The sequence below is a fragment of the Puniceibacterium sp. IMCC21224 genome (genome assembly GCF_001038505.1).
Classification (GTDB): Bacteria; Pseudomonadota; Alphaproteobacteria; order Rhodobacterales; family Rhodobacteraceae; genus Puniceibacterium.
This window is the reverse complement of record NZ_LDPY01000001.1, coordinates 3,463,871-3,488,956: the sequence shown is the minus strand read 5'-3', so window position 1 is coordinate 3,488,956 and position 25,086 is coordinate 3,463,871. Positions and strand designations below refer to the sequence as shown.

At 61.1% G+C, this 25,086-nt stretch carries 23 protein-coding genes; 16 read left to right on the top strand and 7 right to left on the bottom strand.

Annotated elements, in window-relative coordinates; translation table 11 throughout:
- Genes IMCC21224_RS16250 through IMCC21224_RS16210 form a run of 9 tightly spaced genes read left to right on the top strand, consistent with a single transcriptional unit; the run spans nt 1 to nt 10,306 of the window.
- Nucleotides 1–1,536 (top strand): aldehyde dehydrogenase family protein, encoded by a 1,536-nt coding sequence (locus IMCC21224_RS16250; RefSeq protein WP_082135240.1) that lies wholly within the window; start codon nt 1–3, stop codon nt 1,534–1,536.
- A gap of 42 nt (nt 1,537–1,578) precedes the next feature.
- Nucleotides 1,579–2,823, top strand: coding sequence for an ABC transporter substrate-binding protein (locus IMCC21224_RS16245; RefSeq protein WP_047996232.1), 1,245 nt, complete (start codon nt 1,579–1,581; stop codon nt 2,821–2,823).
- A 60-nt stretch (nt 2,824–2,883) separates the two neighbouring features.
- Nucleotides 2,884–3,786, top strand: a complete 903-nt coding sequence (locus IMCC21224_RS16240; protein WP_047996231.1) for a carbohydrate ABC transporter permease — start codon at nt 2,884–2,886, stop codon at nt 3,784–3,786.
- Nucleotides 3,786–4,673 (top strand): carbohydrate ABC transporter permease, encoded by an 888-nt coding sequence (locus IMCC21224_RS16235; protein WP_047996230.1) that lies wholly within the window; start codon nt 3,786–3,788, stop codon nt 4,671–4,673. The genes IMCC21224_RS16240 and IMCC21224_RS16235 overlap by 1 nt, the downstream gene beginning before the upstream one ends.
- A gap of 4 nt (nt 4,674–4,677) precedes the next feature.
- Nucleotides 4,678–5,787, top strand: a complete 1,110-nt coding sequence (locus IMCC21224_RS16230) for an ABC transporter ATP-binding protein (RefSeq protein WP_047996229.1) — start codon at nt 4,678–4,680, stop codon at nt 5,785–5,787.
- A 3-nt stretch (nt 5,788–5,790) separates the two neighbouring features.
- Nucleotides 5,791–7,275 (top strand): GMC family oxidoreductase, encoded by a 1,485-nt coding sequence (locus tag IMCC21224_RS16225; RefSeq protein ID WP_047996228.1) that lies wholly within the window; start codon nt 5,791–5,793, stop codon nt 7,273–7,275.
- Between the two features lie 50 nt (nt 7,276–7,325).
- Nucleotides 7,326–8,909, top strand: a complete 1,584-nt coding sequence (locus IMCC21224_RS16220) for a GMC family oxidoreductase (protein ID WP_047996227.1) — start codon at nt 7,326–7,328, stop codon at nt 8,907–8,909.
- A gap of 12 nt (nt 8,910–8,921) precedes the next feature.
- A complete protein-coding gene (locus IMCC21224_RS16215; protein WP_047996226.1) occupies nt 8,922–9,245 on the top strand; it encodes a Dabb family protein in 324 nt (107 codons plus the stop codon).
- A gap of 41 nt (nt 9,246–9,286) precedes the next feature.
- Nucleotides 9,287–10,306, top strand: a complete 1,020-nt coding sequence (locus tag IMCC21224_RS16210; protein WP_047997202.1) for a LacI family DNA-binding transcriptional regulator — start codon at nt 9,287–9,289, stop codon at nt 10,304–10,306.
- Nucleotides 10,307–10,359: 53 nt separating this feature from the next.
- On the opposite strand, the gene IMCC21224_RS16205 is transcribed toward IMCC21224_RS16210, so the two are convergent.
- From IMCC21224_RS16205 to hppD, 3 genes are all read right to left on the bottom strand, one after another.
- Entirely contained in the window at nt 10,360–12,456 is a 2,097-nt protein-coding gene (locus IMCC21224_RS16205; RefSeq protein ID WP_047996225.1) for an FAD-binding protein, read from the bottom strand.
- A 109-nt stretch (nt 12,457–12,565) separates the two neighbouring features.
- Nucleotides 12,566–12,919 (bottom strand): Rieske 2Fe-2S domain-containing protein, encoded by a 354-nt coding sequence (locus IMCC21224_RS16200; RefSeq protein ID WP_047996224.1) that lies wholly within the window; start codon nt 12,917–12,919, stop codon nt 12,566–12,568.
- A gap of 54 nt (nt 12,920–12,973) precedes the next feature.
- Nucleotides 12,974–14,086 carry a 4-hydroxyphenylpyruvate dioxygenase gene (gene hppD, locus IMCC21224_RS16195; RefSeq protein WP_047996223.1) on the bottom strand — a complete coding sequence of 371 codons (1,113 nt, stop codon included), beginning with the start codon at nt 14,084–14,086 and terminating at the stop codon, nt 12,974–12,976.
- Between the two features lie 131 nt (nt 14,087–14,217).
- On the opposite strand from hppD, the gene IMCC21224_RS16190 reads away from it, so the two are divergent.
- Nucleotides 14,218–14,679 (top strand): Lrp/AsnC family transcriptional regulator, encoded by a 462-nt coding sequence (locus IMCC21224_RS16190; RefSeq protein ID WP_047996222.1) that lies wholly within the window; start codon nt 14,218–14,220, stop codon nt 14,677–14,679.
- Here the strand turns inward: IMCC21224_RS16190 and IMCC21224_RS16185 are convergent.
- Nucleotides 14,655–15,656: a GlxA family transcriptional regulator gene (locus IMCC21224_RS16185; protein ID WP_156178308.1), complete on the bottom strand. Its 1,002-nt coding sequence runs from the start codon at nt 15,654–15,656 to the stop codon at nt 14,655–14,657. The two genes, IMCC21224_RS16190 and IMCC21224_RS16185, sit on opposite strands and share 25 nt — an antisense overlap.
- Before the next feature lie 103 nt (nt 15,657–15,759).
- On the opposite strand from IMCC21224_RS16185, the gene IMCC21224_RS16180 reads away from it, so the two are divergent.
- Genes IMCC21224_RS16180 through IMCC21224_RS16165 form a run of 4 tightly spaced genes read left to right on the top strand, consistent with a single transcriptional unit; the run spans nt 15,760 to nt 20,896 of the window.
- Complete coding sequence (locus tag IMCC21224_RS16180) at nt 15,760–17,013, top strand: sarcosine oxidase subunit beta family protein (protein ID WP_047996220.1); 1,254 nt, start codon at nt 15,760–15,762, stop codon at nt 17,011–17,013.
- An 11-nt stretch (nt 17,014–17,024) separates the two neighbouring features.
- The gene (locus tag IMCC21224_RS16175; RefSeq protein WP_047996219.1) at nt 17,025–17,327 is read left to right on the top strand and encodes a sarcosine oxidase subunit delta; all 303 of its coding nucleotides are present in this window, start codon (nt 17,025–17,027) and stop codon (nt 17,325–17,327) included.
- Entirely contained in the window at nt 17,324–20,329 is a 3,006-nt protein-coding gene (locus tag IMCC21224_RS16170) for a sarcosine oxidase subunit alpha (protein ID WP_047996218.1), read from the top strand. The genes IMCC21224_RS16175 and IMCC21224_RS16170 overlap by 4 nt, the downstream gene beginning before the upstream one ends.
- Nucleotides 20,330–20,344: 15 nt before the next feature.
- A complete protein-coding gene (locus tag IMCC21224_RS16165) occupies nt 20,345–20,896 on the top strand; it encodes a sarcosine oxidase subunit gamma (protein WP_047996217.1) in 552 nt (183 codons plus the stop codon).
- A 380-nt stretch (nt 20,897–21,276) separates the two neighbouring features.
- Here IMCC21224_RS16165 and IMCC21224_RS16160 read toward each other — a convergent pair whose 3' ends face one another.
- The 3 genes from IMCC21224_RS16160 to IMCC21224_RS16150 form a co-directional block, all read right to left on the bottom strand.
- Nucleotides 21,277–22,239, bottom strand: coding sequence for an acetyl-CoA carboxylase carboxyltransferase subunit alpha (locus IMCC21224_RS16160; RefSeq protein ID WP_047996216.1), 963 nt, complete (start codon nt 22,237–22,239; stop codon nt 21,277–21,279).
- A 93-nt stretch (nt 22,240–22,332) separates the two neighbouring features.
- The gene (locus IMCC21224_RS16155; protein ID WP_047996215.1) at nt 22,333–23,166 is read right to left on the bottom strand and encodes a sulfotransferase family 2 domain-containing protein; all 834 of its coding nucleotides are present in this window, start codon (nt 23,164–23,166) and stop codon (nt 22,333–22,335) included.
- A 69-nt stretch (nt 23,167–23,235) separates the two neighbouring features.
- A complete protein-coding gene (locus IMCC21224_RS16150; protein ID WP_047996214.1) occupies nt 23,236–23,829 on the bottom strand; it encodes a LysE family translocator in 594 nt (197 codons plus the stop codon).
- Nucleotides 23,830–23,901: 72 nt separating this feature from the next.
- Here IMCC21224_RS16150 and IMCC21224_RS16145 point away from each other — a divergent pair, with 72 nt between their 5' ends.
- Nucleotides 23,902–24,354, top strand: coding sequence for an Lrp/AsnC family transcriptional regulator (locus IMCC21224_RS16145; protein ID WP_047996213.1), 453 nt, complete (start codon nt 23,902–23,904; stop codon nt 24,352–24,354).
- A gap of 76 nt (nt 24,355–24,430) precedes the next feature.
- Complete coding sequence (locus IMCC21224_RS16140; protein ID WP_231582106.1) at nt 24,431–25,009, top strand: hypothetical protein; 579 nt, start codon at nt 24,431–24,433, stop codon at nt 25,007–25,009.
- The last annotated feature ends 77 nt before the right edge of the window (nt 25,010–25,086 follow it).

Here is a 25,086-nt window from a genome sequence, read left to right as displayed (position 1 = left end):
ATGACCGACCTGACGATCCTGAGCAAATATGCGTCTGACGCGTTGCCGTCTGAACCGTTTCGTGCCCGCCATCTGATTGGCGGTCAGTGGCTCGACAGCGCCGACGGCGCGACGTTCGAACGATGCTCGCCCGCGCATGGAACCTGCGTGACCATCGCCGCCAAGGGCGGGGCCGCTGATACCGATGCAGCCATCACCGCCGCCCGCGCTGCCTTTGATCAGGGTGACTGGGCGTTTTCGTCCGGCAAAGATCGCGCAACGCTGTTGCTGCGTGTGGCGGATCTGATCGACCGCGAACGTGTGCGGATCGCCACCGCCGAGACACTGGAATCCGGCAAGCCCATCAGTCAGGCCATGGCCGAGATTGAGGGGGCCGCCGATCTGTGGCGCTTTGCAGCATCTCTGGCACGCACCATGCATGGGGAAAGCCATAATTCGCTGGGCCCGGACATGCTGGGTGTGGTGCTGAAAGAGCCGATTGGCGTTGTGTCTATCATCACGCCGTGGAATTTCCCGTTCCTGATCGTCAGCCAGAAACTGCCTTTTGCCCTCGCCGCTGGTTGCACGGTCGTGATCAAACCGTCCGAGATGACCCCTGCAACGACTGTTATTCTGGGTGAATTGCTGATCGAGGCAGGCCTGCCGTTTGGCGTCGCCAATATTGTGCTTGGCTATGGCGACCCGGTCGGCACTGCCATGACGACCGATCCGCGCGTCGATATGGTGACGTTCACGGGATCTACCGGCGTGGGCAAGGCCATCGTCAAGGCGGCGGGTGATACGCTCAAAAAAGTGTCGCTTGAGTTGGGTGGCAAGAACCCGCAGGTGATTTTCCCCGATGCCGATCTGGACAGCGCCATAGACGCCATCGTCTTTGGCATCTATTTCAACGCCGGTGAATGCTGCAATTCCGGCAGTCGCATCATCGTGCACGAAGATATCGCAGAAGAGGTGATCGCCCGCATTGTGGCCCTCTCGCGTGAAGTGCCGTTTGGCGATCCGCTGAACCCCGCGACCAAGGTCGGCGCGATCATTTCGCCGCAACATCAGGCCAAGATCGACGCCTATGTTCAGGCTGCGGCAAAGGCCGGTGCGCAGGTCCGGTTGGGTGGTGCGGCGATTGCGATTCCCGGCCTGAGCGGCGAATTTTACCAGCCAACCGTGATTTCAGATGTTACCGCAAACATGCCAATCGCCAGAGACGAAGTTTTTGGCCCGGTTTTGGTGGTTTTGACCTTTAAGAACCTTGACGATGCCGTGGCCCTGACCAACGATGCGGCCTATGGTCTGTCTGCCGGGGTCTGGAGCGAAAACATTCATACCTGTCTGGAATTTGCGCGTCGTGCGCAGGCCGGAACGGTCTGGACCAACACCTGGATGGACGGATTTGCGGAAATGCCGTTTGGCGGCGTCAAGGAAAGCGGACAGGGGAGGGAACTTGGCCGCTACGGACTCGAGGAATTTCTCGAGACAAAGACCGTGACAATGCGGATCGGACGTAGCCGTACGCCATGGATAGAGACCAAGGCGATCTAATCGCCGACAAAAAACGATACTGCGCTTATAGGGAGGAACCTCATGCGTAAATTTACAGCAACGATGACGGCCGTGGCCGCACTGTGCACTGCAAACCTGGCACAGGCCGAGGATGTCGAAGTCCTGCATTGGTGGACTGCGGGTGGCGAAGCTGCCGCACTCAACGTGCTCAAGGACGATCTCGGCGGTCAGGGTATTGGCTGGCAGGACATGCCGGTGGCCGGTGGCGGCGGTACGCAGGCAATGACGGTGCTGCGCGCGCGCGTCACCTCGGGCAACCCGCCGACGGCCGTGCAGATGCTTGGCTTTGACATCACCGACTGGGCCAAGGAAGGCGCGCTGGCCAACCTGAATGCGCTGGCTGAGGCCAATGGCTGGAACGAAGTGGTGCCGTCGGCGCTGCAGAAATTCTCGACCTACGAGGGTAAATGGGTTGCCGCTCCGGTCAACGTGCACTCGACCAACTGGGTTTGGGCAGACAAGTCGATCATGGACGAACTGGGCATCGCTCAGCCGACCAACTGGGACGAATTCGTCGCAGCGCTTCAGGCGGCCAAGGATGCCGGATACGTCGCACTCGCCCATGGCGGTCAGGCATGGCAGGACGCCACCATCTTTGACGCTGTGGCCCTGACGACTGGTGGTCCCGAGTTCTATCAGAAAGCGTTCATCGACCTTGATGAAGAAGCGCTGGGTTCGGACACGATGAAAGAGGCGTTCGATCGCATGGCGACGCTGCGCAGCTTTGTCGACGACAACTTCTCGGGTCGTGACTGGAACCTCGCCACGGCGATGGTGATCAACGACGAAGCGGCGTTCCAGCTGATGGGCGACTGGGCCAAAGGCGAATTCCTCAATGCCGGGCAGACCCCGGGCGAGGATTTCCTTTGCTACCGTTTCCCCGGCACGCAGGATCAGGTTCTGTTCAACTCAGACCAGTTTGCCATGTTCAAGCAGGGTGACGAAGTCAGCACAGAGCAAAAAGCGCTGGCCGAGGCGATCATGAGCCCGGCGTTCCAGATTGCCTTTAACAAGGTCAAGGGCTCGGTTCCCGCACGGACCGATCTGGATGCCAGCGAACTCGATGCCTGCGGTCAGCAGGGCTACGAAGAGTTCAAGGCCGCCGACAAGAGTAACAACCTCTTCGGCTCTTTCGCGCATGGTCACGCCAACCCGGCAGCTGTGAAAAACGCGATGTATGACGTCATCACCGCCCATTTCAACGGTGAATTCGACAGCGAAACCGCTGTGCAGGAACTGGTGACTGCGGTCCAGATCAACATGTGATCGACCACTCGGGAAGCGGCGGAACCGCCGCTTCCTACCCCCCGCCCAGGAGATCCCGAAATGTCCGATACACAGACGGCAGGCCAGACCGGTTTCGTCGACCGGCTAAGAAATGCCTTGCCCCTACTGGTGCTGAGCCCCTCGATCGTGCTGGTGGCGATCTTTGTCTACGGGTTCATCCTGTTCACTTTTTACCTCAGCTTTACTGACAGCCGCATTCTGCCGTCGTTCAATCTGGTCGGCTGGAAGAATTACGAAAACCTGTTCCGCATCCGGGCCTGGGATACGGCGGTCAACAACCTGATGATCTTTGGTGTGCTTTACATCGCGATCTGTTCGGTGCTGGGCCTGCTTCTCGCGATCCTGCTTGATCAGAAGATCCGTGCCGAAGGGTTTATCCGCACGATCTATCTATATCCGATGGCGCTGAGCTTTATCGTGACTGGCGTGGCATGGAAATGGTTCCTCGACCCCGGCATCGGCCTGGAATCGGTGATGCACAGCTGGGGCTGGGACAGTTTCAAGTTCGGCTGGATCAAGGACAGTGACTTTGCGATCTACACCATCGTCATCGCGGCGGTCTGGCAGACCAGTGGCTTTGTCATGGCGATGTTTCTGGCCGGGCTGCGCGGCATTGATGGTGAAATGCTGAAGGCAGCGCAGATCGACGGCGCATCAACGTTTGCGCTGTATCGCCGGATCGTCATTCCGCAACTGCGCCCGGCCTTTATGTCGGCCTTTGTTGTGCTCGCCCATATGGCGATCAAATCTTATGACCTTGTGATCGCGCTGACCAATGGCGGGCCGGGAACGGCGACCGAAGTGCCGGCGACCTTCATGTATTCCTATACCTTCACACGCAACCAGATGGGGATCGGTGCGTCGTCGGCGGTGATCATGCTGATGACCATTGCCGCGATTATCGTGCCGTACCTGTGGTCCGAACTTCGGGAGAAGAAGTGATGAATGGTCCCGCAACACACACCGCGACAGGCGGCACCGGCATTCGTCTGTCCCGCGTCCTGCTCTATGTCATCCTTGGCCTGTTCTGCGTCTATTACCTGCTGCCGCTTTATGTGATGGTGGTCAATTCGCTGAAACCCCTGTCCGAGATCACGTCGGGCGGGATGATGTCGCTGCCGGATCAGTGGACGCTGGCCCCATGGGGCAGCGCCTGGTCGACTGCGCAGGTCGGGGTCGAGGCGACGGGCCTCAAGCCTTATTTCATCAACTCGCTCATCATGGTGGTGCCCGCCGTGGCCATCACGACGATACTGGGCGCGCTGAACGGCTATGTCCTGACGAAATGGCCGTTTCGCGGCGCAACGCTGATCTTTGGGCTGCTGCTGTTCGGTTGCTTTATTCCGTTCCAGATGGTGCTGATCCCGATGGCGCGGATGCTGGGTCTGATGGGACTGGCAGGCAGCGTGTCCGGTCTGGTCTTTGTCCACATGGTTTACGGCATCGGTTTTGCCACGCTCTATTTCCGCAACTATTATGCGGCGTTCCCGACCGAACTGGTGCGGGCGGCGCAGATCGACGGAGCGGGGTTCTTTACTATCTTTTGGCGCATCCTGTTGCCCAGTTCCGGCCCCATCGCCGTGGTCTGCGTGATCTGGCTGTTCACCAACATCTGGAATGACTTCCTGTTTGGGGCCTCATTCTCGGATTTTGACAGCCAGCCGATGACTGTTGCGCTCAATAACCTCGTCCAGTCATCGACGGGCGTCAAAGAATACAATGTCCATTTTGCCGGTGCGATCATGGCCGCGCTGCCAACCCTGCTCGTTTACATCGTCGCGGGGCGTTATTTCGTCCGCGGTCTGATGGCCGGCTCCGTGAAAGGATAAACCCATGGGATTTCTCGACATCAAACAGGCGACCAAGTCCTATGGCGCGGTCAAGGTTCTGCACGAAACCGACATCTCGATCGAAGAGGGTGAGTTCCTTGTCCTCGTCGGCCCGTCGGGCTGTGGCAAGTCCACGCTGCTGAACATGATCGCGGGGCTGGAAGAGATCACAACCGGCGACATCGCGATCAAGGGGCGCAGCATGATTGGAGTCAAACCGGCGGATCGCAACATCGCGATGGTGTTCCAGTCCTACGCGCTTTACCCCAACATGACGGTGCGCGGGAACATCTCGTTCGGGATGGAGATGCACAACGTCCCCAAACCCGAGCGCGAGGAAAAGATCGCCAAGGTCGCGGACCTGTTGCAGATCAGTCCGCTGCTGGATCGCAAGCCGGGTCAGTTGTCGGGTGGGCAGCGTCAGCGTGTCGCCATGGGCCGGGCGCTGACCCGTGACCCGGACGTGTTCCTGTTCGATGAACCGCTGTCAAACCTTGATGCCAAGCTGCGCGTTGATATGCGCACCGAGATCAAGAAACTGCACCAAAAGCTGGGCACCACCATCGTTTACGTCACCCATGACCAGATCGAGGCGTTGACGCTGTCGACCCGGATCGCGGTGATGTTCGGCGGTCATGTGCAGCAGTTGGGCACCCCGAAAGAGATCTATGACAACCCGGCGAACATGTTCGTCGCGGGTTTTATGGGGTCACCGTCGATGAACCTTTTCCCGGCGCGGGTGGTGTCGAAAGACGGCGCACCGGCGGCCGAGTTCGCGCTGGCCGATGGCTCCAGCGCGACGCTCCCGTTCCCGGCGGAACGGCTGGCCGGGCAGGAGGGGCGCGACATCATCCTTGGCATCCGACCCGAGGCGATCACCGATCGTGACGGCGCCGACCGCAATTCCAACGCAGTGCATGTGGTCGAGGCGATGGTCGAGCTGACTGAACCCGCCGGGTCCGACACATTTGTGGTCAGCAACATGGGCGGCAAGGACGTGACCGGGCGTTTCCGGGCCGATGTGCAGGTTAAGGCAGGCGAGCGCTTTCCCTTCGCCATCAACATGGATAAGGCCGTGGCCTTTGATCCCAAGAGCGAGCAGAGGCTGGCCTGAACCATGACCACGTCGCCGGATATCGTCATAGTTGGCAGCGGCATGGGGGGCGCGACGCTTGCCGCCGGTCTCGCACCATCTGGCGCGCGGATTGTCATCCTTGAACGGGGGCGGCAGATCCCTGACGACGCGCCGGCGCGCGATCCTTGGCGGATCTACACCAATTCGGCCTTTCGGTCGAAAGAGACCTGGCTCGATGCTGGCGGAAGGCCGTTTGAGCCGGGCAATTACTACAATGTCGGCGGCAATTCCAAACTCTACGGCGCAGTCCTGATCCGCTACCGGGCCGAGGATTTCGCCGAGATGGAGCACGCGGGCGGTCTGTCCCCCGCCTGGCCCTTTGGCTACGAAGACATCGCGCCGTGGTACGACAAGGCCGAACAGCTGTATCAGGTGCGCGGCGATGTGTCCTCGGACGGGACAGAGCCTGCGCATAGCGGGCCATATCCGCATCCGCCAATCCCCGAGGAAGCCGCTATTGCGCAGGTGCGCGCACGGATTGCGGCAACAGGCGTGACGCCCTTCACCCTTCCGCTGGGTATGGATATTGACCGCTGGCTGGCGGGCGGCGCGGATGGTTGGGACGGCTATCCCGACACCCGCTGCGGCAAGATGGACGCCGAAACCTGCGGTTTGGCCGAGGCACTGCGCCATGACAACGTGACGCTGATCACGGACGCCCAAGTCACCGAGCTGCGCACCGGGCCCGACAACCGACGCATCACCGAGGTCGTCTATCAGCAGGCCGGGGCAGAGGTCCGCCTGCACCCCGGCATGGTCGCGGTCTGTGCCGGCGCGGTGCAGTCAGCGGCGCTGCTGCTGCGGTCAGGCGTGGCGAACAGTGCCGATCAGGTCGGGCGCTGTTTCATGAACCACAACGCGAGCGCGCTGATCGCGATTGATCCGCGATTTCGCAATGATTCGATCTATCAAAAGACCTTTGGAATCAACGACTGGTATCTGTCTGACGGGCAGGGCGGTGCGCCTCTGGGCAATGTGCAATTGCTGGGACGGCTGACGCCGGACATCTTGAAAATTCAGGCACCGAGGTTGCCAATGGCTGCAGCGCGCTACATCTCTGGTCACGCCGTCGATCTTTATATGATTTCCGAAGATTTGCCCGATCCGCAAAGCCGGGTCGTGCTGAATGGCGGGCAGGTGCAACTGATGTGGCGACGGTCGAACATGGACGCGCACCGCAAACTGGTGAAAAGGACCAGGGCGACGATGCGCGCGGCGGGCTTTCCGGTCACATTGTCGCGGCTTTTTGACGGGCGGGTGCCATCGCATCAATGCGGTACGCTGCGGATGGGCACCGACGCGGCGCAGTCGGTCGTCGACCCTGACTGTCGGTCCTGGGACCATCCCAATCTATTTGTCGCGGACGCGGGGGTGCTGCCGACGTCTGCGGCTGTGAACCCGGCGCTGACGGTGGCGGCATTGGCGCTGCGCACGGCCCACACCATATCACGCGAAATCGGGGGTTGACGCAGGCGCGATATGCCCGTCAGCGCCTGGACAAGTAACAGGAAAATTTAATGAGCAGCGGATACGATTTCATCATCATCGGGGGCGGAAGTGCGGGGTGTGTCCTCGCCGGGCGCCTGTCCGAAAATCCAGAAACCCGGGTTCTTTTGCTCGAGGCCGGGGGGCGGGACTGGAACCCGTTCTATCATCTGCCCGCAGGCTTTGCGAAGATGACCAAAGGGATGGGCAGCTGGGGCTGGTCGTCGGTGCCACAAAAACACATGAAGAACCGCGTGTTCAACTACACGCAGGCCAAAGTGATCGGCGGCGGCTCGGCGATCAACGCGCAGGTTTACACGCGCGGCAACCCGCTCGACTATGATGAGTGGCGGCAAAAGGGCTGTGAAGGCTGGGGCTACGAGGACGTGCTGCCCTATTTCCGCAAGTCTGAATATAACGATACCTTTGGCGACCGCTATCATGGCAGGCGTGGCCCGCTGGGGGTGTCGCAGCCGCGTGCTCCGTTGCCGATCTGCGAGGCTTATTTTGATGCCGCCGCAGCGGTGGGCATCCCGCGCAACAGTGATGTTAACGGGGCGCGGCAAGACGGGGCCTGCTATTATCAGTTGACCCAGCGTGACGCACGGCGGTCTTCGGCGGCGATGGCCTTTGTCACACCGCACCGGGCGCGCCGCAACCTGACCGTCAGAACCAGTGCCCAGGTGCGCCGGATCATGGTCAGTCGGGGCCGCGCCACCGGTGTCGAGATGACGGATGGGGAACAGATCTTCGCGGATAGCGAAGTGCTGTTGTCGTCGGGTGCCATCGGATCGCCCCGCCTGCTGCAACTGTCGGGCATCGGCCCGGCGGATCACCTGACGGCGCTGGGCATCCCGGTGGTGCAGGATCAGCCCGGGGTGGGGGCAAACCTTCAGGATCACCTCGATCTCTACTGTATATGCGAAGTTTCGGGCCCGCACACCTATGACCGGTTTGCCAAGCCGCTGTGGTCCGCCTATGCGGGACTGCAATACCTGCTGACCAAACGCGGTCCGGTGGCGTCCAGCCTGTTTGAAACCGGCGGTTTCTGGTACGCGGATGAAACTGCGCGCTCCCCTGATATTCAATTCCATCTTGGCCTCGGTACCGGCATTGAAAAGGGGGTGGCGGCGATGCCTAATGGCGGCGTGACGCTGAATTCCTGCTACCTGCGCCCACGTTCGCGCGGAACCGTCCGATTGCAGAGCGACGACCCGGCGGATGCCCCGCTGATCGACCCCAATTACCTGTCTGACCCGCGGGATCGCGAACTGTCGATCCGTGGCCTGAAGCTCACTCAGGACATCCTGTCGCAGGACGCGCTCAAGCCGTTTATCCGTCGTGAGCAGCTGCCGGGGCCGGACGTGAAGACGGACGACGCGTATTTCGACTTTATCTGCGAACATTCCAAAACCTCGCATCATTGCGCGGGCACCTGTCGCATGGGGCCAGACCCAGAGGCGGTTGTCGACATCCGCCTGCGGCTCAACGGCATCGAGGGGCTGCGCGTGGTCGACAATTCCATCATGCCGAACGTGATTTCTTCCAACACCAACGCCGTCGCCATGATGATCGGCGAAAAGGCGGCGGACATGATCCGTACCGATAACAGATAAAGGAATGCTGACATGATCCGTCACATCGTATTGATCCGCTTTCGCCCTGATGTCGACGCGGCGCAGGTTTCCGACCTTTGGCGCGAACTGCACGAGATCGAGGGCAAGATCCCCGGCCTGCTGTCGATCACCTCGGGACGCAGCGAAAGCCCCGAAAAGATGGAGCGCGGCTATATGCACGGCTTTGTCGCCGATTTCGCCAGTTGGGACGCGCTGGAAGCCTATCAGCAGAACCCGGACCATCAGCGGCTTGGCGCGCGTCTGAGCGCCCATGCCGAGGGTGGCAAAGACGGCATATTATGCTTTGATCTTCCCGTGAGCGAACCGGCGAGCTGAGAACCGGACAACTCTGGACGCTGTTGGTGTAGGATATGGACATGACCGTGGAACGCCGACCGACAATCATTGATGTGGCCAACAAGGCGGGGGTGTCAAAATCCACGGTCAGCCTTGTTCTGCAGAAAAGCCCGCTGGTGCGCAAGGAAACCCGCGAACGGGTGCAGGCCGCGATTGCCGAAATTGGCTATATTTACAATCGGGCCGCCGCGAATATGCGGATGTCGAATGCTGGGCTGATCGGGCTGGTCATCAACGATCTGCGCAACCCGTTCTTTACTGAATTTGCCACGTCGCTACAGATGGCGCTGTCGATGCGCGGGTATTGCGCGGTTGTCGCCAACACCGATGAATCGCCGACGCATCAGGATCAGGTTGTCGCGGCGATGATCGAACATGGCGTGTCCGCCTTTATCCTGTGTCCGGTTTACGGCGACGACAGCGCGACTTTTGACGCCATCGCGCGGGCTGGCATCCCGGCGATGCAGATGCTGCGGCGCGTCGATGACCGGCTTGACCTGTTTCCGTTTGCGGCCCCTGACTACCTGTCGGGCAGCCGCGAGGCGACAAGGCATCTGGTGGACGCAGGCGCGCGCCGCATTGCCTTTGTTGGTGGACTCGATGGTCGGGCGGTGTCGCAGGAACGTATGGCGGGGTATTTCGAAATTATGCGCCACGCCGGGCAACAGCCGCTGGTGCTGAGCGGACGGGCCAGCCGTGACTTTGGCCGTGATGCGGCCCGCAGGCTGAGCACCGAACACCCCGAGGTCGACGCTGCGGTCTGCTTTAACGATCTTGTCGCGCTGGGAATGGTGTCGGGGTTTCACGAAATCGGGCGTCAGGTGGGCGCCGATTTTCGCATCGTCGGTTTCGACGATATCGAAGAAGCGGCGGATGCCTATCCGGCGTTGTCCTCGGTCCATTGCGATATCGCGGGATTCGGGGCGCGGGCGGCAGAGACGCTGCTGGCCTGGCTCGAAGAGGGCAAGACGCCGCCACCCGAAACCCGCACCGCCGTCAGCCTGTCGATTCGCCAGTCGAGCGCGGCCAGGCCGGTGTAACGCGGGCTGGCGCGGCTCTGTCCTGAACATCGCTTGCCAATTCGGCGCGCTGTTCAGCGTAGCCGGGTTTCGGTCCCGACCGTCTCGTAAATCTGCCCGGTCAGCCAATCCGGCCAGTCGCGTTCAAAGAACGTTCTGGCTGTTGCGTCCAGCGCCCGGTTTTGGCGGATGGCATAGGTCAGCGAACCGCGCTCCAGCCGGACGACGATCTGTTCTGACTGATGTTCGGGTCGTTCCGTACGAAAACGGTACTCTTCCAGCGGCCCGCCTACTGCCTGTGGCAGCGAGCCGCCGCCAGGATCGCAAATGGCCCGTGCGCCACGACTACCGCCGCCGTTTTGGACATAGACGTCCAACGCCCCCAGCACCGCCTCGGACGCCAGCGCCATCTGCTGCCATTGCAAGGCGCGCGTGGCTTCGCTCGCGCGCCCCAAGGCGATGCCATTGGCGCGGATCTTGGCATTCAGTGCGGTTGCGTCGCCGTGCGCCTGCGCGACGTCTTTGGGACGGCAGAGAATACCGGCCTTGTCGCTCATCCTGGACTGCACGACGTCACGCAGAGGTTTGATCGCCAGCGGGCTGTCCGGTTGCAACACGGCATGGATGGCGGTCACGGCGCGCTCGGCGACATCCTCAGATCCAGAGGCGGGCGCAACGCTGGCGACGCCGCTGGCGCTGATAGCCTCGGCCACACGTGTTCCGAACACTTGACCCGCGTTCAGCGCAGACCCACCGGGACGCGTTACGCCATGGGTGCCAGCAGCCTCGCCAATCGCGTAAATGCCGGGCACGTTGCTGCGGCCCCAGATATCCACCGCAATCCCGCCGTTCATGTGCTGGTGGTTGACGGCAAATTCCAGCGGTTCGGTTGCGATATCCACTTTGTACCGACGGTAGAGTTCAATCGCGAGCGGGTTCATGTGCCGCAGTCGGTCAATCGGCAACTCGTGATCTGCACCCGCAGATCGTAGATAATCGCGAACATCATCGTCCAGCCGGTCGAGGCTGAACGCCAAATCTCCCGGCACCGGCAGGGGGTTGCGGTTGAAATCCATATAGACGCGGCGACCTGCTTCACCTTCGCGGTAAATTGCCAGGTCGACGAGGCTCGATTGGAAATCCAGCATCCGGGTGGCGTGGAATGGCCATTGGTAGCCCTTGCGGAACACATTCGATGCCAGTTCTTGTGTCGTGCGGTAGTAGCTGGCCAGAAAGTTATGTTCGGTCCCGTTGGCATCGACCGAATAGATATAGGGGATGGTCTGCACATAGGTGCCCGACAGGTTCCACGGAAACCCCTCGCGCCGCGTCCCGATACCGAACTGGTTTTCAGTCAGGTTGACCAGTTCTACCCCGGCCTCTAACGCCAGCCCGAGCGATCCAAAGCAGCCGTTGGGAAAGACGCTATCGCGGTACAGTTCCCCCGGACCGCCAGCGGCCAGAACAATCGAAGCACATTGGACAAGGACAAGGCCGTGGGGATTGTCCGTGGTCCGGTCCTTGGGGCGGATCGCGATCAGGCCGCGCGCCCTGCGGTCGCCATCCGCGCCGTCGGTCAAAAGCCGAACCACTGTCATCTTGTTGAAAAACGGGATGTCCAGGCGCAGCGCCTCTTGCGCCAGTACCTTGACCATCAGTCGGGAGGTCCGCGGTCCGCAGCTTGTCGCGCGCCCCACTTCGTCATGGTCGGTCTTGTAGCGCAGCGTGCCGCCCAGCCTGTCCTGCGGCAGTGACAATCCAAGAAACTGGAGCGACGCCATGGATCGGCCCGAACCCACCGCCTCGATATAGGCGGTATCTTCGTCCATCGCGCCGCCGGCACGCAGGGCGCGGGCCATGGCGCGGTAATTGTCACCCTGATCGGCCGTATTGGCGGTGTGCAACGTCTGCTTGTCGGATCCTGAACACGCCGAGGTGCCGCCCCAGGCGCTCTGGCTGACAATGGCAACATCACCGCCCCGGCGTTTCAATTCGACAGCCGCCCGCAGACCCGCCGCGCCGCTGCCGACAACGACGCAGCCGCTGCGGTAAACCGGGATCGTGAGGCCGCCGACGGACACCGTTTCGGTGAGGTTCCGTTCCGGGGGCAGGCGGGGCATCTCGACATCCGTCAGCGCATCAAGGATGTTTTGCGGGATTTTTGGGTCCATTGCGGCGTTCCAGTCTTTGCGTGACCTGCGTTCCGTTAGAATATGGAACGTTCCAAAGTTCGAATAATAGATTCGATGTCGCGGGTCAACGCCGCAGACACGGCGCCATTTATGGCCCGACAATCAACTGACCACCGCGTTCGATCACCGGAACTCGGTCGAGCCCGCAATCCGCCCCTTCGTGCACCTGTCCAGTCTTGGCGTCAAACCGCGCGCCATGGGCTGTACACATCAGCTGTGTCCCGTCAGCCGACAGGATCTGCGGGCCGCGATAGTCCAGCGGCAGATATTGATGCGGGCAGGCATTCACGTAGGCACGGATACCGCCGGAGGTGCGCAGGACTAGCAGCGGCAGGTTGCCCGCATCGCTTGTCACCATCAGCGTGATGACGCCGTTCAGATCGTCGCTGCGGCAGATGACGGTGCCCACAGGCGGCGCAGAAGAAAAGTCGGTCCAGGCCATGCTGCGTTCCCGAAATTCAATCCCCGGAACGGCGAACCGCCCCGGGTTTTGTGGTCATTCGGAGGTGACGTCGCTCAGGACACCACGCCGGATCTGATCCTCTTCGATCGACTCAAAGAGCGCCTTGAAGTTGCCTTCGCCAAAACCGTCATCGCCCTTGCGCTGAATGAACTCGAAAAAGATCGGGCCGATCACGGTTTTTGAAAAGATCTGCAACAGGATCCGGGTTTCGCCACCGCCCACCACACCTTCTCCATCAATCAGGATGCCGCGCTTCTGCATCCGATCCAGTGGTTCAGTGTGTCCGGTGACGCGCCTATGGCTCATCTCGTAATAAGTACTCGGCGGGCCTGGCATGAATGCCATCCCGGCATCGGCGATCCGGTCGGTGCTGGCATAGATATCCTCGGAAGCGACGGCGATGTGCTGAATGCCTTCTCCTTTGTATTCCCTCAGATATTCCTCGATCTGGCTGTTGGCGTCGGCGCTTTCGTTGATCGGGATACGGATCTTGCCATCGGGCGAGGTGAGCGCGCGACTGGTCAGGCCGGTTTGCTTGCCTTTGATGTCAAAGAACCGGATTTCACGGAAATAAAAGGTTTTGGCGTAAAAGCTGTACCAAGTGTCCATGTTGCCGCGGATCACGTTGTGCGTCAGGTGATCTAGGTAGTAGAACCCGAACCCCTCGGGCTTGGGGTCGCGGTCGCCCAGCCAGTTGTACTCTGCCTCATAGCAACTGCCGCCCGCCCCATAGGTGTCGACGAAATAGAGTAGTGACCCGCCGATGCCGATCACAGCAGGCACATCCAGCGCCTTGCCCGTGCCGGTGTATTCCGTGGCCCCCAGATCGACAGCGCGTTTCAGCGCGTGCTGCGCATCCACGACGCGCCACGCCATGCCGGGCGCGCAGGGGCCCTTGTCGGTGACAAAGCTGGCAGCATGGGTGTCCGGTTCGGCGTTCAGGACATAGGTTATATCCCCCTGTCGGTAGAGCGTGATGCTCTTGGTCTTATGACGCGCGACGGGAACATAGCCCATTTGGCGGAAGATGAGGTCGAGCTTTTCCGGCTCGGGATGGGCGAATTCAACGAACTCAAACCCGTCGGTGCCTGCCGGATTGGCGTCGCTGATCGTAGCCTTGGGTGCATCATGCGGGAAGGGTCCCATGGGGGTCGTCCTCTGATTCCTGTTTCAGGCTTAACAATCGCAGAGTTCCCATGCATGATGTGCGTGATCTGCGCAGGTTCTGATCAGATATTCGCGTATGATACGCATAAAATCACAGAAAGGTGCGTGCGATGCGCATTGACCCGTTCGATCACGCAATTCTTGTTGCCTTGCAAAAGGACGGTGCGATGACCAATGCCGCCCTGTCCGACATCGTGAACCTGTCCGCATCACAGGTGTCGCGGCGGCGTGCGGCGTTAGAGCAGGCCGGGGTGATTGACGGCTACAGCGCCCGTCTGAGTGCGGCCAAACTGGGCTTTGGGATGCGTGCGATCACGCGGGTCAACCTCAAGAGTCATGGGCAGGAAAAAGAGGATGCCTTTGCCCGGTTCGTCGAAACACAACCACAGATCTGCGCGGCCTTTTCGGTGTCAGGAGATGCGGATTATGTGCTCGACATTCGGGTACGTGACCTCGACGCTTTTGCCGATTTTATCCATCAAAAGCTGTTGCCGCACCCGCAAGTGGTTCAGGTGCGATCAGAGATCGTGTTGAAAACGCTTAAGGATCAGGGTGGTGTGGTGCTGGCTTGATGGTCGCGAAAGGTGGCCGGGGTGACGCCCAGTTCGGCGCGGAATGACCGGATCAGGTGCGAGGCGTCGCAAAACCCCGCCGCATGGGCAATACTCGTGACGCTTTGGCCCGTGGTCCGCAACAGCCGCTGCGCATGGTCGAGCCGCTGCCGCAGCCCGGCACGCGCGGGCGTTGTGCCCAGATCGTCGCGGAAATGCCGTTCCAGCTTGCGCCGCCCCACATTCAGCGCCCGAGCCAGATCATCAATCGCTTCAGGAGTTTCAATGGTTTGCTGCATTCGCAACAAAGCCTTTTTGACCAGCGGATCGCGGGCAAAAAGTGTTGATGGCATTCCGGGTTGCGGTTTCTCGCCCGCCATTGCCTGATCAATGATCATGATGCTCAGGCTCTTGGTCGCCGCCGACTGGCCGACATGCCGTTCGACCAGATAGGCGGCCAGATGCGCGGCGCTTTGCCCACCGGAACACGTCAGCCGGTCACGATCCACGACAAAAATCTGATCTGACACCGGCGTGATCCCGGCAAAGCGTTCCAGAAAATCCTGATGGTGGAACCAACTGACGCAGCAGCGGTACCCATCCAGCAGCCCGGCCTGATTCAGAAGGAAAACCCCGGTGCACAGCCCGACCAGGGGTACACCCGCCACAGCCCTGTCCACGAGAAACGCCAGCAATTCCGGTGACAGCGCGCTGGCGTCGCTGATCAGCCCCCCCACGACGACAAGATAATCATATTGCCCCGCCTGCCGCAGCCGCGTGTCGGGCTGCACCTTGACCCCGCAGCTGGAGCGCACAGGGTTCATATCCGCTGACAATACCGACCAGTTGCAGTGGATCGGGCGCGATCGGTCGGCCTCGTCCGCCGCCAGACGCAGGACATCGACAAAATTGGCAAAGGCCGACAAGGTGAAATTGTCGGCCAGCAGAAACCCTACGTTCAGGCGGCGGCCCTGCGGGGTGGTCGTGGGGTGCGGCATGTTCATGACGCAATATTACAGCGAATGTGACGCAATGGTCCAGTCGCACATCCGGTTGGTCTGCTACAGACTGACGATCCTTAGCCTGACGGGGGCCCGACCCATGACCCGATTCTCTGCTTTTTCGCTGCTCAAGAATGCCGTCACCGGCAACAAGGACTGGACCGAGCAATGGCCCGACAGTCAGCCGAAGAAGGAATATGACGTCATCATCGTCGGTGCTGGCGGGCACGGGTTGGGTGCGGCGTATTATCTGGCCAAGGAGCACGGCATCACCAATGTCGCGGTGATCGACAAGGGCTGGCTGGGCGGTGGCAACACTGGGCGCAACACCACGATCATCCGCTCGAACTACCTCTACGACGAAAGTGCGCGGCTTTATGACCATGCGCTGGATCTGTGGGAGGGGTTGAGCCAGGAGCTGAACTACAACGTTATGTTTTCACGTCGCGGCGTGATGATGCTGGCGCACAACCAGCATGATATTCAGTCGTTCCAGCGTCACATCCATTCCAATCGCCTGAACGGCGTCGACAACAAATGGCTGAGCGCGCAAGAGGCCAAGGCGTTCTGCCCGCCGCTCAATATTTCGCCCGACGCGCGGTATCCGGTTGTGGGGGCTGCCTTGCAGATGCGCGCCGGCACCGCGCGACATGATGCGGTGGCGTGGGGCTATGCCCGTGGCGCAGCGGCGCGCGGCGTCGACATCATTCAGAACTGCCCGGTGACGGCGATCCGGCGCGGCCCGGATGGCGCCGTGATCGGGGTCGAGACGGCGCGCGGTTTTATCGGGGCCAAAAAGGTCGCTGTGTCGGCGGCGGGGCACACCAGTGTTGTGATGGAAACTGCAGGGGTGCGGATGCCACTGGAAAGCTATCCATTGCAAGCGCTTGTTTCCGAGCCGGTTAAGCCGATCATGCCCTGTGTTGTGATGTCCAACACCGTGCACGCCTATATCAGCCAGTCCGACAAGGGTGAGTTGGTGATCGGTTCCGGCACGGACCAGTACACCAGTTATTCCCAGCGCGGCGGCCTGCCGCTGATCGAACACACCGTCGCTGCAATTTGCGAGGTGTTCCCGATGTTCAATCGCATGCGGATGCTGCGCAAATGGGGCGGCATCGTAGACGTAACGCCCGACCGATCGGCCATTCTGGGCAAGACGCCAGTGCAGGGGCTGTACGTCAACTGTGGTTGGGGCACGGGTGGGTTCAAGGCGACACCAGGGGCCGCGCATGTGCTGGCCTGGACCGTTGCCAAGGACGAACCGCACCCCATCAACGCGCCGTTCACGCTTGACCGGTTCCGCACCGGCCGTCTGATCGACGAAGCGGCCGCCGCCGCCGTCGCGCATTAAGGAGACCTGCGATGCTTTTGGTTCATTGCCCCTATTGCGAAGAAACCCTTCCCGAACTTGAATTCGCCTATGCCGGCGAAGCGCATATCGCGCGCCCGGTAAATCCGTCGGATCAGACCGACGATCAGTGGCGCGATTTCCTGTTCATGCGCTCAAACGTCAAAGGGCCGCATTATGAACGCTGGCGGCATATTCATGGCTGCGGGCGGTTCTTTAACGCGGTGCGGGACACTGTATCGGACCGCTTTTTGACCACGTACAAGGCGGGGGCGCCACGCCCTGACCTCTCAACCCTGACCGGAGGCGACAAATGAGCAAGTATCGCGTGCCCGGGCGGGGTCGTGTGGATCACGGCCTGCCAGTCAAATTCACCTTTGACGGCAAATGGATCGAGGGACGGCGCGGGGATACCGTGGCGTCGGCACTGCTGGCGAATGGTCAGCACCTTATGGGCCGGTCGTTCAAATATCACCGCCCGCGCGGCGCAGTGTCGGCAGGGTCCGAGGAGCCGAACGCCCTGATCGGCACCCGCCGTGGCAAAGGCCAGTTCGAACCGAACACCCGCGCCACCGTGCAAGAGGTTTGGAACGGCCTGAAAACCAACAGCCAGAACACCTATCCCAGCCTGAAATTCGATGTCGGCGCGGTGAATGACTTTGCCTACATGCTGTTTTCGGCGGGGTTCTACTACAAGACGTTCATGTGGCCGAAATCCTTTTGGGACAAGGTGTACGAGCCCTTTATTCGCGCGGCGGCCGGTCTGGGTGTCAGCCCGACCGAAGAGGATCCCGACCACTACGCCTCGCGCTATCTGCACACAGATGTGCTGGTGATCGGTGCCGGTCCGGCGGGACTGGCGGCGGCACGTACGGCTGCTGAATCCGGCTTGCGCGTGACGCTGGTGGACGAAAACGCCGAAGTCGGGGGCACGCTGCTGTCTGAACCGCAGGCGCAGATCGACGGGCAAGGCGCGTGGGACTGGCTGGCGGCAGAACTGACGGGACTTGAGGGACTGGGCGTCACGGTGATGACCCGCACTACCGCCATCGGCTATTACCACCAGAACATGGTTGGCCTTTGTCAGAAACTGACCGACCATCTTAAGGCGCCGGATGCGAGCATTCCGCGCGAACGCATGTGGCGGGTGCGTGCCGGGCAGGTGATACTGGCCCAGGGCGCGCTGGAAAAGCCACTGGTATTTGACGGCAACGACCGCCCCGGCGTGATGCTGGCGGGATCGGCGCAGACGTATCTGAACCGCTACGGCGTGCGGGTGGGTGACCGGGCCGTGATCGTGACCTGCCACGACAGCGCTTGGTACGCGGCGTTTGATCTGGCAGAGGCTGGCACGGGGATCGAAGCGATTGTCGACACCCGTGATGCGCCGCGCGCCGATCTTCTGGCTGAGGCGCAAAATCGCGGTATCACCGTTTTGGCGGGCCATACGGTCACCGGAACCAAGGGACGGCTGCGGGTGAAATCCGTGCGGGTGAACAGCGTCACAGGTGGCAAGGCGGGCGGCGGGCACACTCTGCGTTGCGACTGCCTGTTGATGTCGGGCGGCTGGACGCCGTCGCTGCATCTCTTCAGCCACACGCGCGGCACGCTGAAATGGGATGCGGACCGTCAGACATTCCTGCCCGATCACAAGGCCGAGGACTGCCAGATTGCCGGCGCAGGCCGTGGCCTTTGGGGTATTGAGGCGGCGCTGAACGACGGCGCTGAAATGGGCGCCAATGCCGTGCGCGAATTGGGGCGCAAACCGGGGCGCAAAGCGAGCGCACACAGTTACGGCGTCACCGATGACCGCCCCGGCACAGGCGTGAGCCATGTCGAACTGCCAACCGACCTGAACCCCGGCCGCGCCAAGGCGTTTGTCGATTTCCAGAACGACGTCACCGCCAAGGACCTGCGTCTGGCGGTCAAGGAGGGCATGCGCTCGATCGAGCATGTCAAACGCTATACCACCAACGGGATGGCTACCGATCAGGGCAAGATGTCCAACATCAACGGTCTGAATATCGCCGCCGACGCGCTGGGCAAGCCGCAGCCGCAGGTCGGTCTGACCACCTTTCGCCCACCCTATACACCGACCACGTTTGGGGCCTTTGCGGGTTATCACAAAGGCGACCATTTCGAACTGACGCGCAAGACCGCCATCGACGGATGGGCGGCAGATCAGGGCGCGGCGTTCGAGCCGGTCAGCCTGTGGCGTCGGGCGTGGTATTTCCCCAAATCGGGTGAAACCATGCAGCAGGCAGTCAGCCGCGAGTGTATTGCGACGCGCAAGAGCCTTGGTATCTTTGACGCGTCGACCCTGGGCAAGATCGAGGTGGTTGGCCCCGACGCGGTTGAATTCATGAACCGAATGTACACCAACCCCTGGACCAAGCTGGCACCGGGCCGCACCCGCTATGGTCTGTTGCTGGGCGATGACGGGTTTATCCGCGACGATGGCGTGATCGGGCGCTTGTCGGACGACCGGTTTCACGTCACCACCACCACCGGCGGCGCAGCACGTGTGCTGAACATGATGGAGGATTACCTTCAGACGGAATGGCCGGATCTGAACGTCTGGCTGACCTCGACAACCGAGCAATGGGCGACCATCGCGCTGAACGGCCCGAATGCGCGCAATCTGCTGGCGCCGCTGGTCGAGGGGCTGGACCTGTCCGACGCCGCGTTCCCGCATATGTCGATTGCGGAATGCACTGTGGCCGGGTTTCCGGCGCGGTTGTTCCGGGTCAGTTTCACCGGCGAACTGGGGTTCGAGGTTAACGTGCCTGCCCGCAATGGTCGCGCGTTGTGGGAACGGCTGATGGCCGACGGCGCGCAATACGACATCTGCCCCTATGGGACCGAAACGATGCACGTGCTGCGGGCCGAAAAGGGATTCATCATCATCGGCCAGGACACCGATGGCACCCTGACGCCGTATGATATTGGAGCGGGCTGGGCCGTCGGCAAGGCCAAGCCGGACTTTGTCGGAAAACGTGCACTGGCCCGTCCGGATCTGGTGGCCGAGGGCCGCAAGCAGCTCGTTGGTCTGCTGACCGACGACAGCGTGACGAAGCTGGAAGAAGGTGCGCAAATCGTACTTGACGCCGATCAGCCCCTGCCGATGAAGATGGTGGGTCATGTCACCTCGGCGTACAACAGCGACGCGGCGGGTCGGCCCATCGCGTTGGCGGTGATCGAGGGTGGACAGGCCCGGATGGGCGAGACTGTGTATATCCCGATGCCTGACAGGACCATTACCGCGACCGTTACGGCACCGGTGTTCTACGATCCCGACAACGCCCGCCTTAAGCTTTGACCCGGAGATAATGTGATGACCGTTCAGACCCAAGACATGGTTCCCGGCGTGCTGGCAGAGACTTCTGCGGCCAAGCTGACGCTGCTGCCGCCTGTGGCACGGTTTTCACTGCGCGCACGCGCGATGGCGGTGCCTGCGCTGTCGGGCGCTTTGGGGGCGGAGTTGCCCGCTCGCATTGGTGTTCGCGCAAATGTGGGGGATGTCGAGGCGCTGTGCCTTGGCCCGGATGAATGGCAGATCCTCGCCCCCGAATCTGCCGCCCCAAAGTTGGTGCAGGTCTTTGCCGTGGTTTATACCACAACGCCACACAGCCTGACCGAGATCAGCGACCGCGAATTGACGATCCGGATCGACGGCCCTCGGGCCGCTGAGCTTTTGACCCTGGGCTGTCCACGAGACATTGACACAATTGGCGCAGGGCAGGGGCGGCGGACACTCTTTGACGGGGCAACCGTGCTGATCTGGCGCGACGGTGATCAATCGTTCAGGATGGATATCTGGCGTTCATTTGTGCCGCATGTGCTGTCGCTGCTTGAAACGGGGTGTCGCGAACTGACGGGGGACTGACGCCCGCGGGCTGACATACAGCGCCCGCGTTGCCGTAGCCGCACAGGGGTCACATTTTCAGGTGTCGGTTCCAGAGGAAACAAGGCCGACCAGACGACGATCAACATACCACGATTCCGACCAAAGGACCGGTCGGCTCTGACTGCGTCGCCGGTTTGCCTTTTCTAGGGATTCGTTGCCCGAACCGAGCATTTCTGCCGACGGCGCCGTAGTTTTTGCCCGGAGTGTTTGGGGCAAATGCTGACCTTTGCCATGGCGCGCGTCAATCGGACACGACCCCTTCACCAAAAGCGGCAGTTCCTAGCCCCAAGGCAATCCAGCCAAGCGCGAACAGCCAGGCTGAGAAACCCCAGATATCACGGCCCTTGCAAATGGCGCGTTCAGGCAGCCAGCCCCTTGCTGCCCATCGAAAGGAACTTGTTGCGGCGATCCTGCACCAGTGCCTTGCGTTTGCTGCCGGACAGCTCGTCCAGCATCGACAGCAATGTTGCCTTGACCGCAGCAATTGTCACTTGCGGATCGCGGTGCGCGCCGCCCAGCGGTTCTGAAATGATCCGGTCCGCGACACCCAGCTTGTGCAGATCCTGCGCCGTCATCCGCAACGCCTCGGCAGCTTCGCGCATCTTTTCAGCGTCTTTCCACAGGATCGAGGCGCAGCCCTCGGGCGAGATCACCGAATAGACCGAATGTTCCAGCATCGCGACGCGGTTCGCCGTGGCAAAGGCCACAGCCCCGCCTGACCCGCCTTCGCCGATGATCACCGACACCAGTGGAACACCAATTTGCAGGCATTTCTCGGTGGCGCGGGCAATCGCCTCGGATTGGCCGCGTTCTTCGGCACCTTTGCCGGGATATGCACCGGGGGTGTCGACCAGCGTGATCACCGGCAGGTCGAACCGGTCGGCCATCTCCATCAGACGCACCGCTTTGCGGTAACCTTCGGGGCGCGCCATGCCAAAGTTGCGCTGAATCCGGCTTTGGGTATCGTTGCCCTTCTCATGGCCCAGCACCACAACCGGGCGGTCATCAAACCGGGCAAGCCCGCCCATGACGGCATCGTCATCGGAAAATTTACGGTCGCCAGCCAGCGGAGTGAATTCGGTGAACAATGCGTCGATGTAGTCGCGGCAATGTGGCCGGTCAGGGTGCCGCGCCACCTGGCATTTGCGCCAGGGCGTCAGTTTCTTGTATAGATCCTTGAGCAGATCCGCCGCCTTGCGGTCAAGCGCGGCTGCTTCGGCTTCGATGTCCATTTCGTCGTTGGCACGCGCCATGGCACGCAACTCTTCGGCCTTGCCTTCGATTTCCGCCAGAGGTTTCTCAAAGTCGAGGTAATGGGTCATGCTCTTGTCCTCATGTCTCTTGCGCCCATATGACGCGGCAGGGCCGCAGTTGCAACTCCCCCGGCGTTGGCTGTGTCGCGAAACCTATCGTGTTTAGAGCCGCTGAAAGAGCCGTGACAGCCAACCGCGCGGGGCTGGGCGCACGGCGTTGGGCAGGTTTCGAGCGGCGGCGATCAATGCGGTGTCGCGCCGAAACCACGGCGCCAGAACCTGCCGCGCAATGTCGTTGTTGGTGTTCAGGCGGTGGGATCGGGCCGGATTGACCGCCTCTGGTTGCGGTTTTGGTGCCTCGCGTCCCAGCCAGTCCGCCAAAGCCGCCGTCAGCGCCGCCTGATCCTCGGCAAAGCCGATCAGGGCAAAGCCGCGCAGGGTCTCAAGCGCGGCGTCGTGATCTGCGTCTTCCAGCGTCACCCGGTTTGGCGTGATAGTCGCGGCAAGCATCCGCAGCTGGAGATTGTCAAACAGCGATGCCCCGGCGCCAAGCTGCAACGCCGCGCGCATCTGCTCCAATGCGGCACGGTCGGCAAAATCGGTTTCGCCCAGTATTGTGACCACGTCGCGATAGCGGGTCGGCAACCGTTCCAATGTCTGTAGATCGACGCCCTGGTTGAACCGGTCCATCCAGTTCAGATGCGACACCAGTCGCGCCCACGGATCGCGCAGGACGGTCATCGAAGTATAGCTCTGATCGGCGCCGCATGCCTGCCAGGATCGCCAGGCGATATGCCCTGTCACGCAATCTGCGGCCATCGGCGGCTTTTGTCCGGCGAGGATCGCGCCAAACCAGCTTTCTGCATGCACGACGCAGGCCGCACCGTGGTAAAATTCCTGTAAACGGCGGTTCTGGGCCGAGCCGGATGTCTTGGGAATATGCAGGTAAAACAGCGGCCTGACCTGACCGACAGGGTAAAACGGCGTCTGGGTCATTGGGCCTCAGTTCTTGCGACAAGCGTCCGCCACATTAGGGCTGCGTGGGACGTAGCACAACCTTGGCTGTCACTGCATCAAGACAGGGACAAGCGACGCCACCAGCACCGCCGCCATCACCCAGTTAAAGACCCGCAACCGTGCTGGATTGTGCAAGATGCTGCGCATCTGTTGGCCCAGCAATGTCCAGGATGTTGTCGATAGTATTGAACACATCACATAGGCCCCCGCCACCCAGAGCACAGCAAAAACGTCCCGACCGGCAGCATACAGAGTGATGGCCGACAGCGCCATCGACCAGGCCTTTGGGTTCACCCATTGGAACGCGGCGGCCTGCAAAAAGCTTAGCGGTCGCCCACCAGCCTGCGCGTCTTTTGGCGCGGCGGCGTGGGCGATCTTCCATGCCAGATATAACATGTAGGCGACGGACAGTATCTTGAGAACGGTGTAGCTGGCGGGCCAAAGGTCAAATAGCCGTGTGACACCCATTCCCACCATCAGGACCATTGCCGGAAATCCCAGGCCGATGCCGAACATATGCGGCAGGCTGCGGCGCAAACCAAAATTGGCCCCGGATGTCATCAGCATCAGATTATTGGGCCCTGGCGTGATCACGGTCACGAGGGCAAAGGTGGTCAGTGCGGCAAATATCTCTGGTGTCATGCCGGGATTATCCACTGTAATTCAGGGTGAAAGGTTGCAAGCTGCGGCGCAAACCCAAAGGATTCGCACTTAATGACCGATATTGATCCCACTGACGATGCGATATTGCGTGTCTTGCGCGGTGAAGGTCGGATATCAAATCTTGCTCTGGCCGAGGCAATTGGCCTGTCACCCTCTGCCTGCCTGCGCCGGGTGACCGCGCTCGAGCGCGCCGGGGTGATTACCGGCTACCGCGCTGTCATCAGTCGCGACAAGACCGGAGTTGGTTTTGTCGCCTATGTCACCGTCGGACTGAGCCAGCACACCAAAGCGGCACAACAGGCATTCGAACGCGCCATCGCCCGCAGTCCCGAGGTGCGCGAATGCCACAATATCACCGGGGCTGTGGAATATCTGTTGCGGATCGAAGCGGCAGATCTTGCAGCATACAAGCATTTCCATACCGAAGTGCTGGGCACCCTGCCGCAGGTCAATGCGATCACATCGTATGTGGTGATGGGCTCACCCAAGGATGACCGGGCCTGATGCGGCCTTTCCCTCGACAGGGGTGCTGGACTGCGGTAACGCTGGTGCGATGATAGCTAATTTGCGTGCGAACCTGTTGAGACTGCTTTGTAAAATGGCGGCGTTTCTGGCGCTGGTGGTGTTGATCTCCTGCGGCGGCGTGCCTACCGATGAACCGACAGACGCGATCAAGATTGCTGAGTTGGCGCACGAAATCGCGGCGTTGGGACCCAAAGTCGATCCCGAAGAGGCGCGTCGCGCAGCCCGTATTGCTGTCAGCTATCCACGGCAACTGGCGATCTCATACCAGATCACCGACTCGCCTATTGTTCATAATGCCAAGGTCAATCGCGGCGCGCGTCCGCGTGGTCTGTGCTGGCATTGGGCCGAGGACCTGGAGAAACGCCTGGCGCAAGAAGGCTTTGTTACTTTGGATCTGCACCGGGCCATCGCCAACTACCGTACCGCGTTTCGCATCGAACACAGTACAGTTATTGTCAGCCGTCGCGGCGGGCGGATGGAGTCGGGGTTGGTGCTGGATCCTTGGCGCTGGGGTGGAACGCTCTATTGGGGGCCGGTGCGCAATGATACCGCTTATCCGTGGCGCCCCCAGCGCGAGGTTTTGGCAGATAAGCGGCGCCGTCACGCGGGCAGTCGCGCGGTAAAGAGCCATTAAGTAAGGCCATATGGGCAGTTCTTGATTGGACAGGGGGACAGATGCCCCCCCGGTCTTGTTCGTTGGTTGGTCTGGGA

Coding starts and splice junctions, on each gene's coding strand:
- IMCC21224_RS16155 (WP_047996215.1), bottom strand. CDS start 23,166: ATGACCCAGACGCCGTTTTACCCTGTCGGTCAGGTCAGGCCGCTGTTT.
- IMCC21224_RS16225 (WP_047996228.1), top strand. CDS start 5,791: ATGACCACGTCGCCGGATATCGTCATAGTTGGCAGCGGCATGGGGGGC.
- IMCC21224_RS16190 (WP_047996222.1), top strand. CDS start 14,218: ATGCGCATTGACCCGTTCGATCACGCAATTCTTGTTGCCTTGCAAAAG.
- IMCC21224_RS16170 (WP_047996218.1), top strand. CDS start 17,324: ATGAGCAAGTATCGCGTGCCCGGGCGGGGTCGTGTGGATCACGGCCTG.
- IMCC21224_RS16250 (WP_082135240.1), top strand. CDS start 1: ATGACCGACCTGACGATCCTGAGCAAATATGCGTCTGACGCGTTGCCG.
- IMCC21224_RS16210 (WP_047997202.1), top strand. CDS start 9,287: ATGACCGTGGAACGCCGACCGACAATCATTGATGTGGCCAACAAGGCG.
- IMCC21224_RS16175 (WP_047996219.1), top strand. CDS start 17,025: ATGCTTTTGGTTCATTGCCCCTATTGCGAAGAAACCCTTCCCGAACTT.
- IMCC21224_RS16230 (WP_047996229.1), top strand. CDS start 4,678: ATGGGATTTCTCGACATCAAACAGGCGACCAAGTCCTATGGCGCGGTC.
- IMCC21224_RS16180 (WP_047996220.1), top strand. CDS start 15,760: ATGACCCGATTCTCTGCTTTTTCGCTGCTCAAGAATGCCGTCACCGGC.
- IMCC21224_RS16185 (WP_156178308.1), bottom strand. CDS start 15,656: ATGCCGCACCCCACGACCACCCCGCAGGGCCGCCGCCTGAACGTAGGG.
- IMCC21224_RS16215 (WP_047996226.1), top strand. CDS start 8,922: ATGATCCGTCACATCGTATTGATCCGCTTTCGCCCTGATGTCGACGCG.
- IMCC21224_RS16145 (WP_047996213.1), top strand. CDS start 23,902: ATGACCGATATTGATCCCACTGACGATGCGATATTGCGTGTCTTGCGC.
- IMCC21224_RS16240 (WP_047996231.1), top strand. CDS start 2,884: ATGTCCGATACACAGACGGCAGGCCAGACCGGTTTCGTCGACCGGCTA.
- IMCC21224_RS16220 (WP_047996227.1), top strand. CDS start 7,326: ATGAGCAGCGGATACGATTTCATCATCATCGGGGGCGGAAGTGCGGGG.
- IMCC21224_RS16235 (WP_047996230.1), top strand. CDS start 3,786: ATGAATGGTCCCGCAACACACACCGCGACAGGCGGCACCGGCATTCGT.
- IMCC21224_RS16245 (WP_047996232.1), top strand. CDS start 1,579: ATGCGTAAATTTACAGCAACGATGACGGCCGTGGCCGCACTGTGCACT.
- IMCC21224_RS16200 (WP_047996224.1), bottom strand. CDS start 12,919: ATGGCCTGGACCGACTTTTCTTCTGCGCCGCCTGTGGGCACCGTCATC.
- IMCC21224_RS16160 (WP_047996216.1), bottom strand. CDS start 22,239: ATGACCCATTACCTCGACTTTGAGAAACCTCTGGCGGAAATCGAAGGC.
- IMCC21224_RS16205 (WP_047996225.1), bottom strand. CDS start 12,456: ATGGACCCAAAAATCCCGCAAAACATCCTTGATGCGCTGACGGATGTC.
- IMCC21224_RS16165 (WP_047996217.1), top strand. CDS start 20,345: ATGACCGTTCAGACCCAAGACATGGTTCCCGGCGTGCTGGCAGAGACT.
- hppD (WP_047996223.1), bottom strand. CDS start 14,086: ATGGGACCCTTCCCGCATGATGCACCCAAGGCTACGATCAGCGACGCC.
- IMCC21224_RS16150 (WP_047996214.1), bottom strand. CDS start 23,829: ATGACACCAGAGATATTTGCCGCACTGACCACCTTTGCCCTCGTGACC.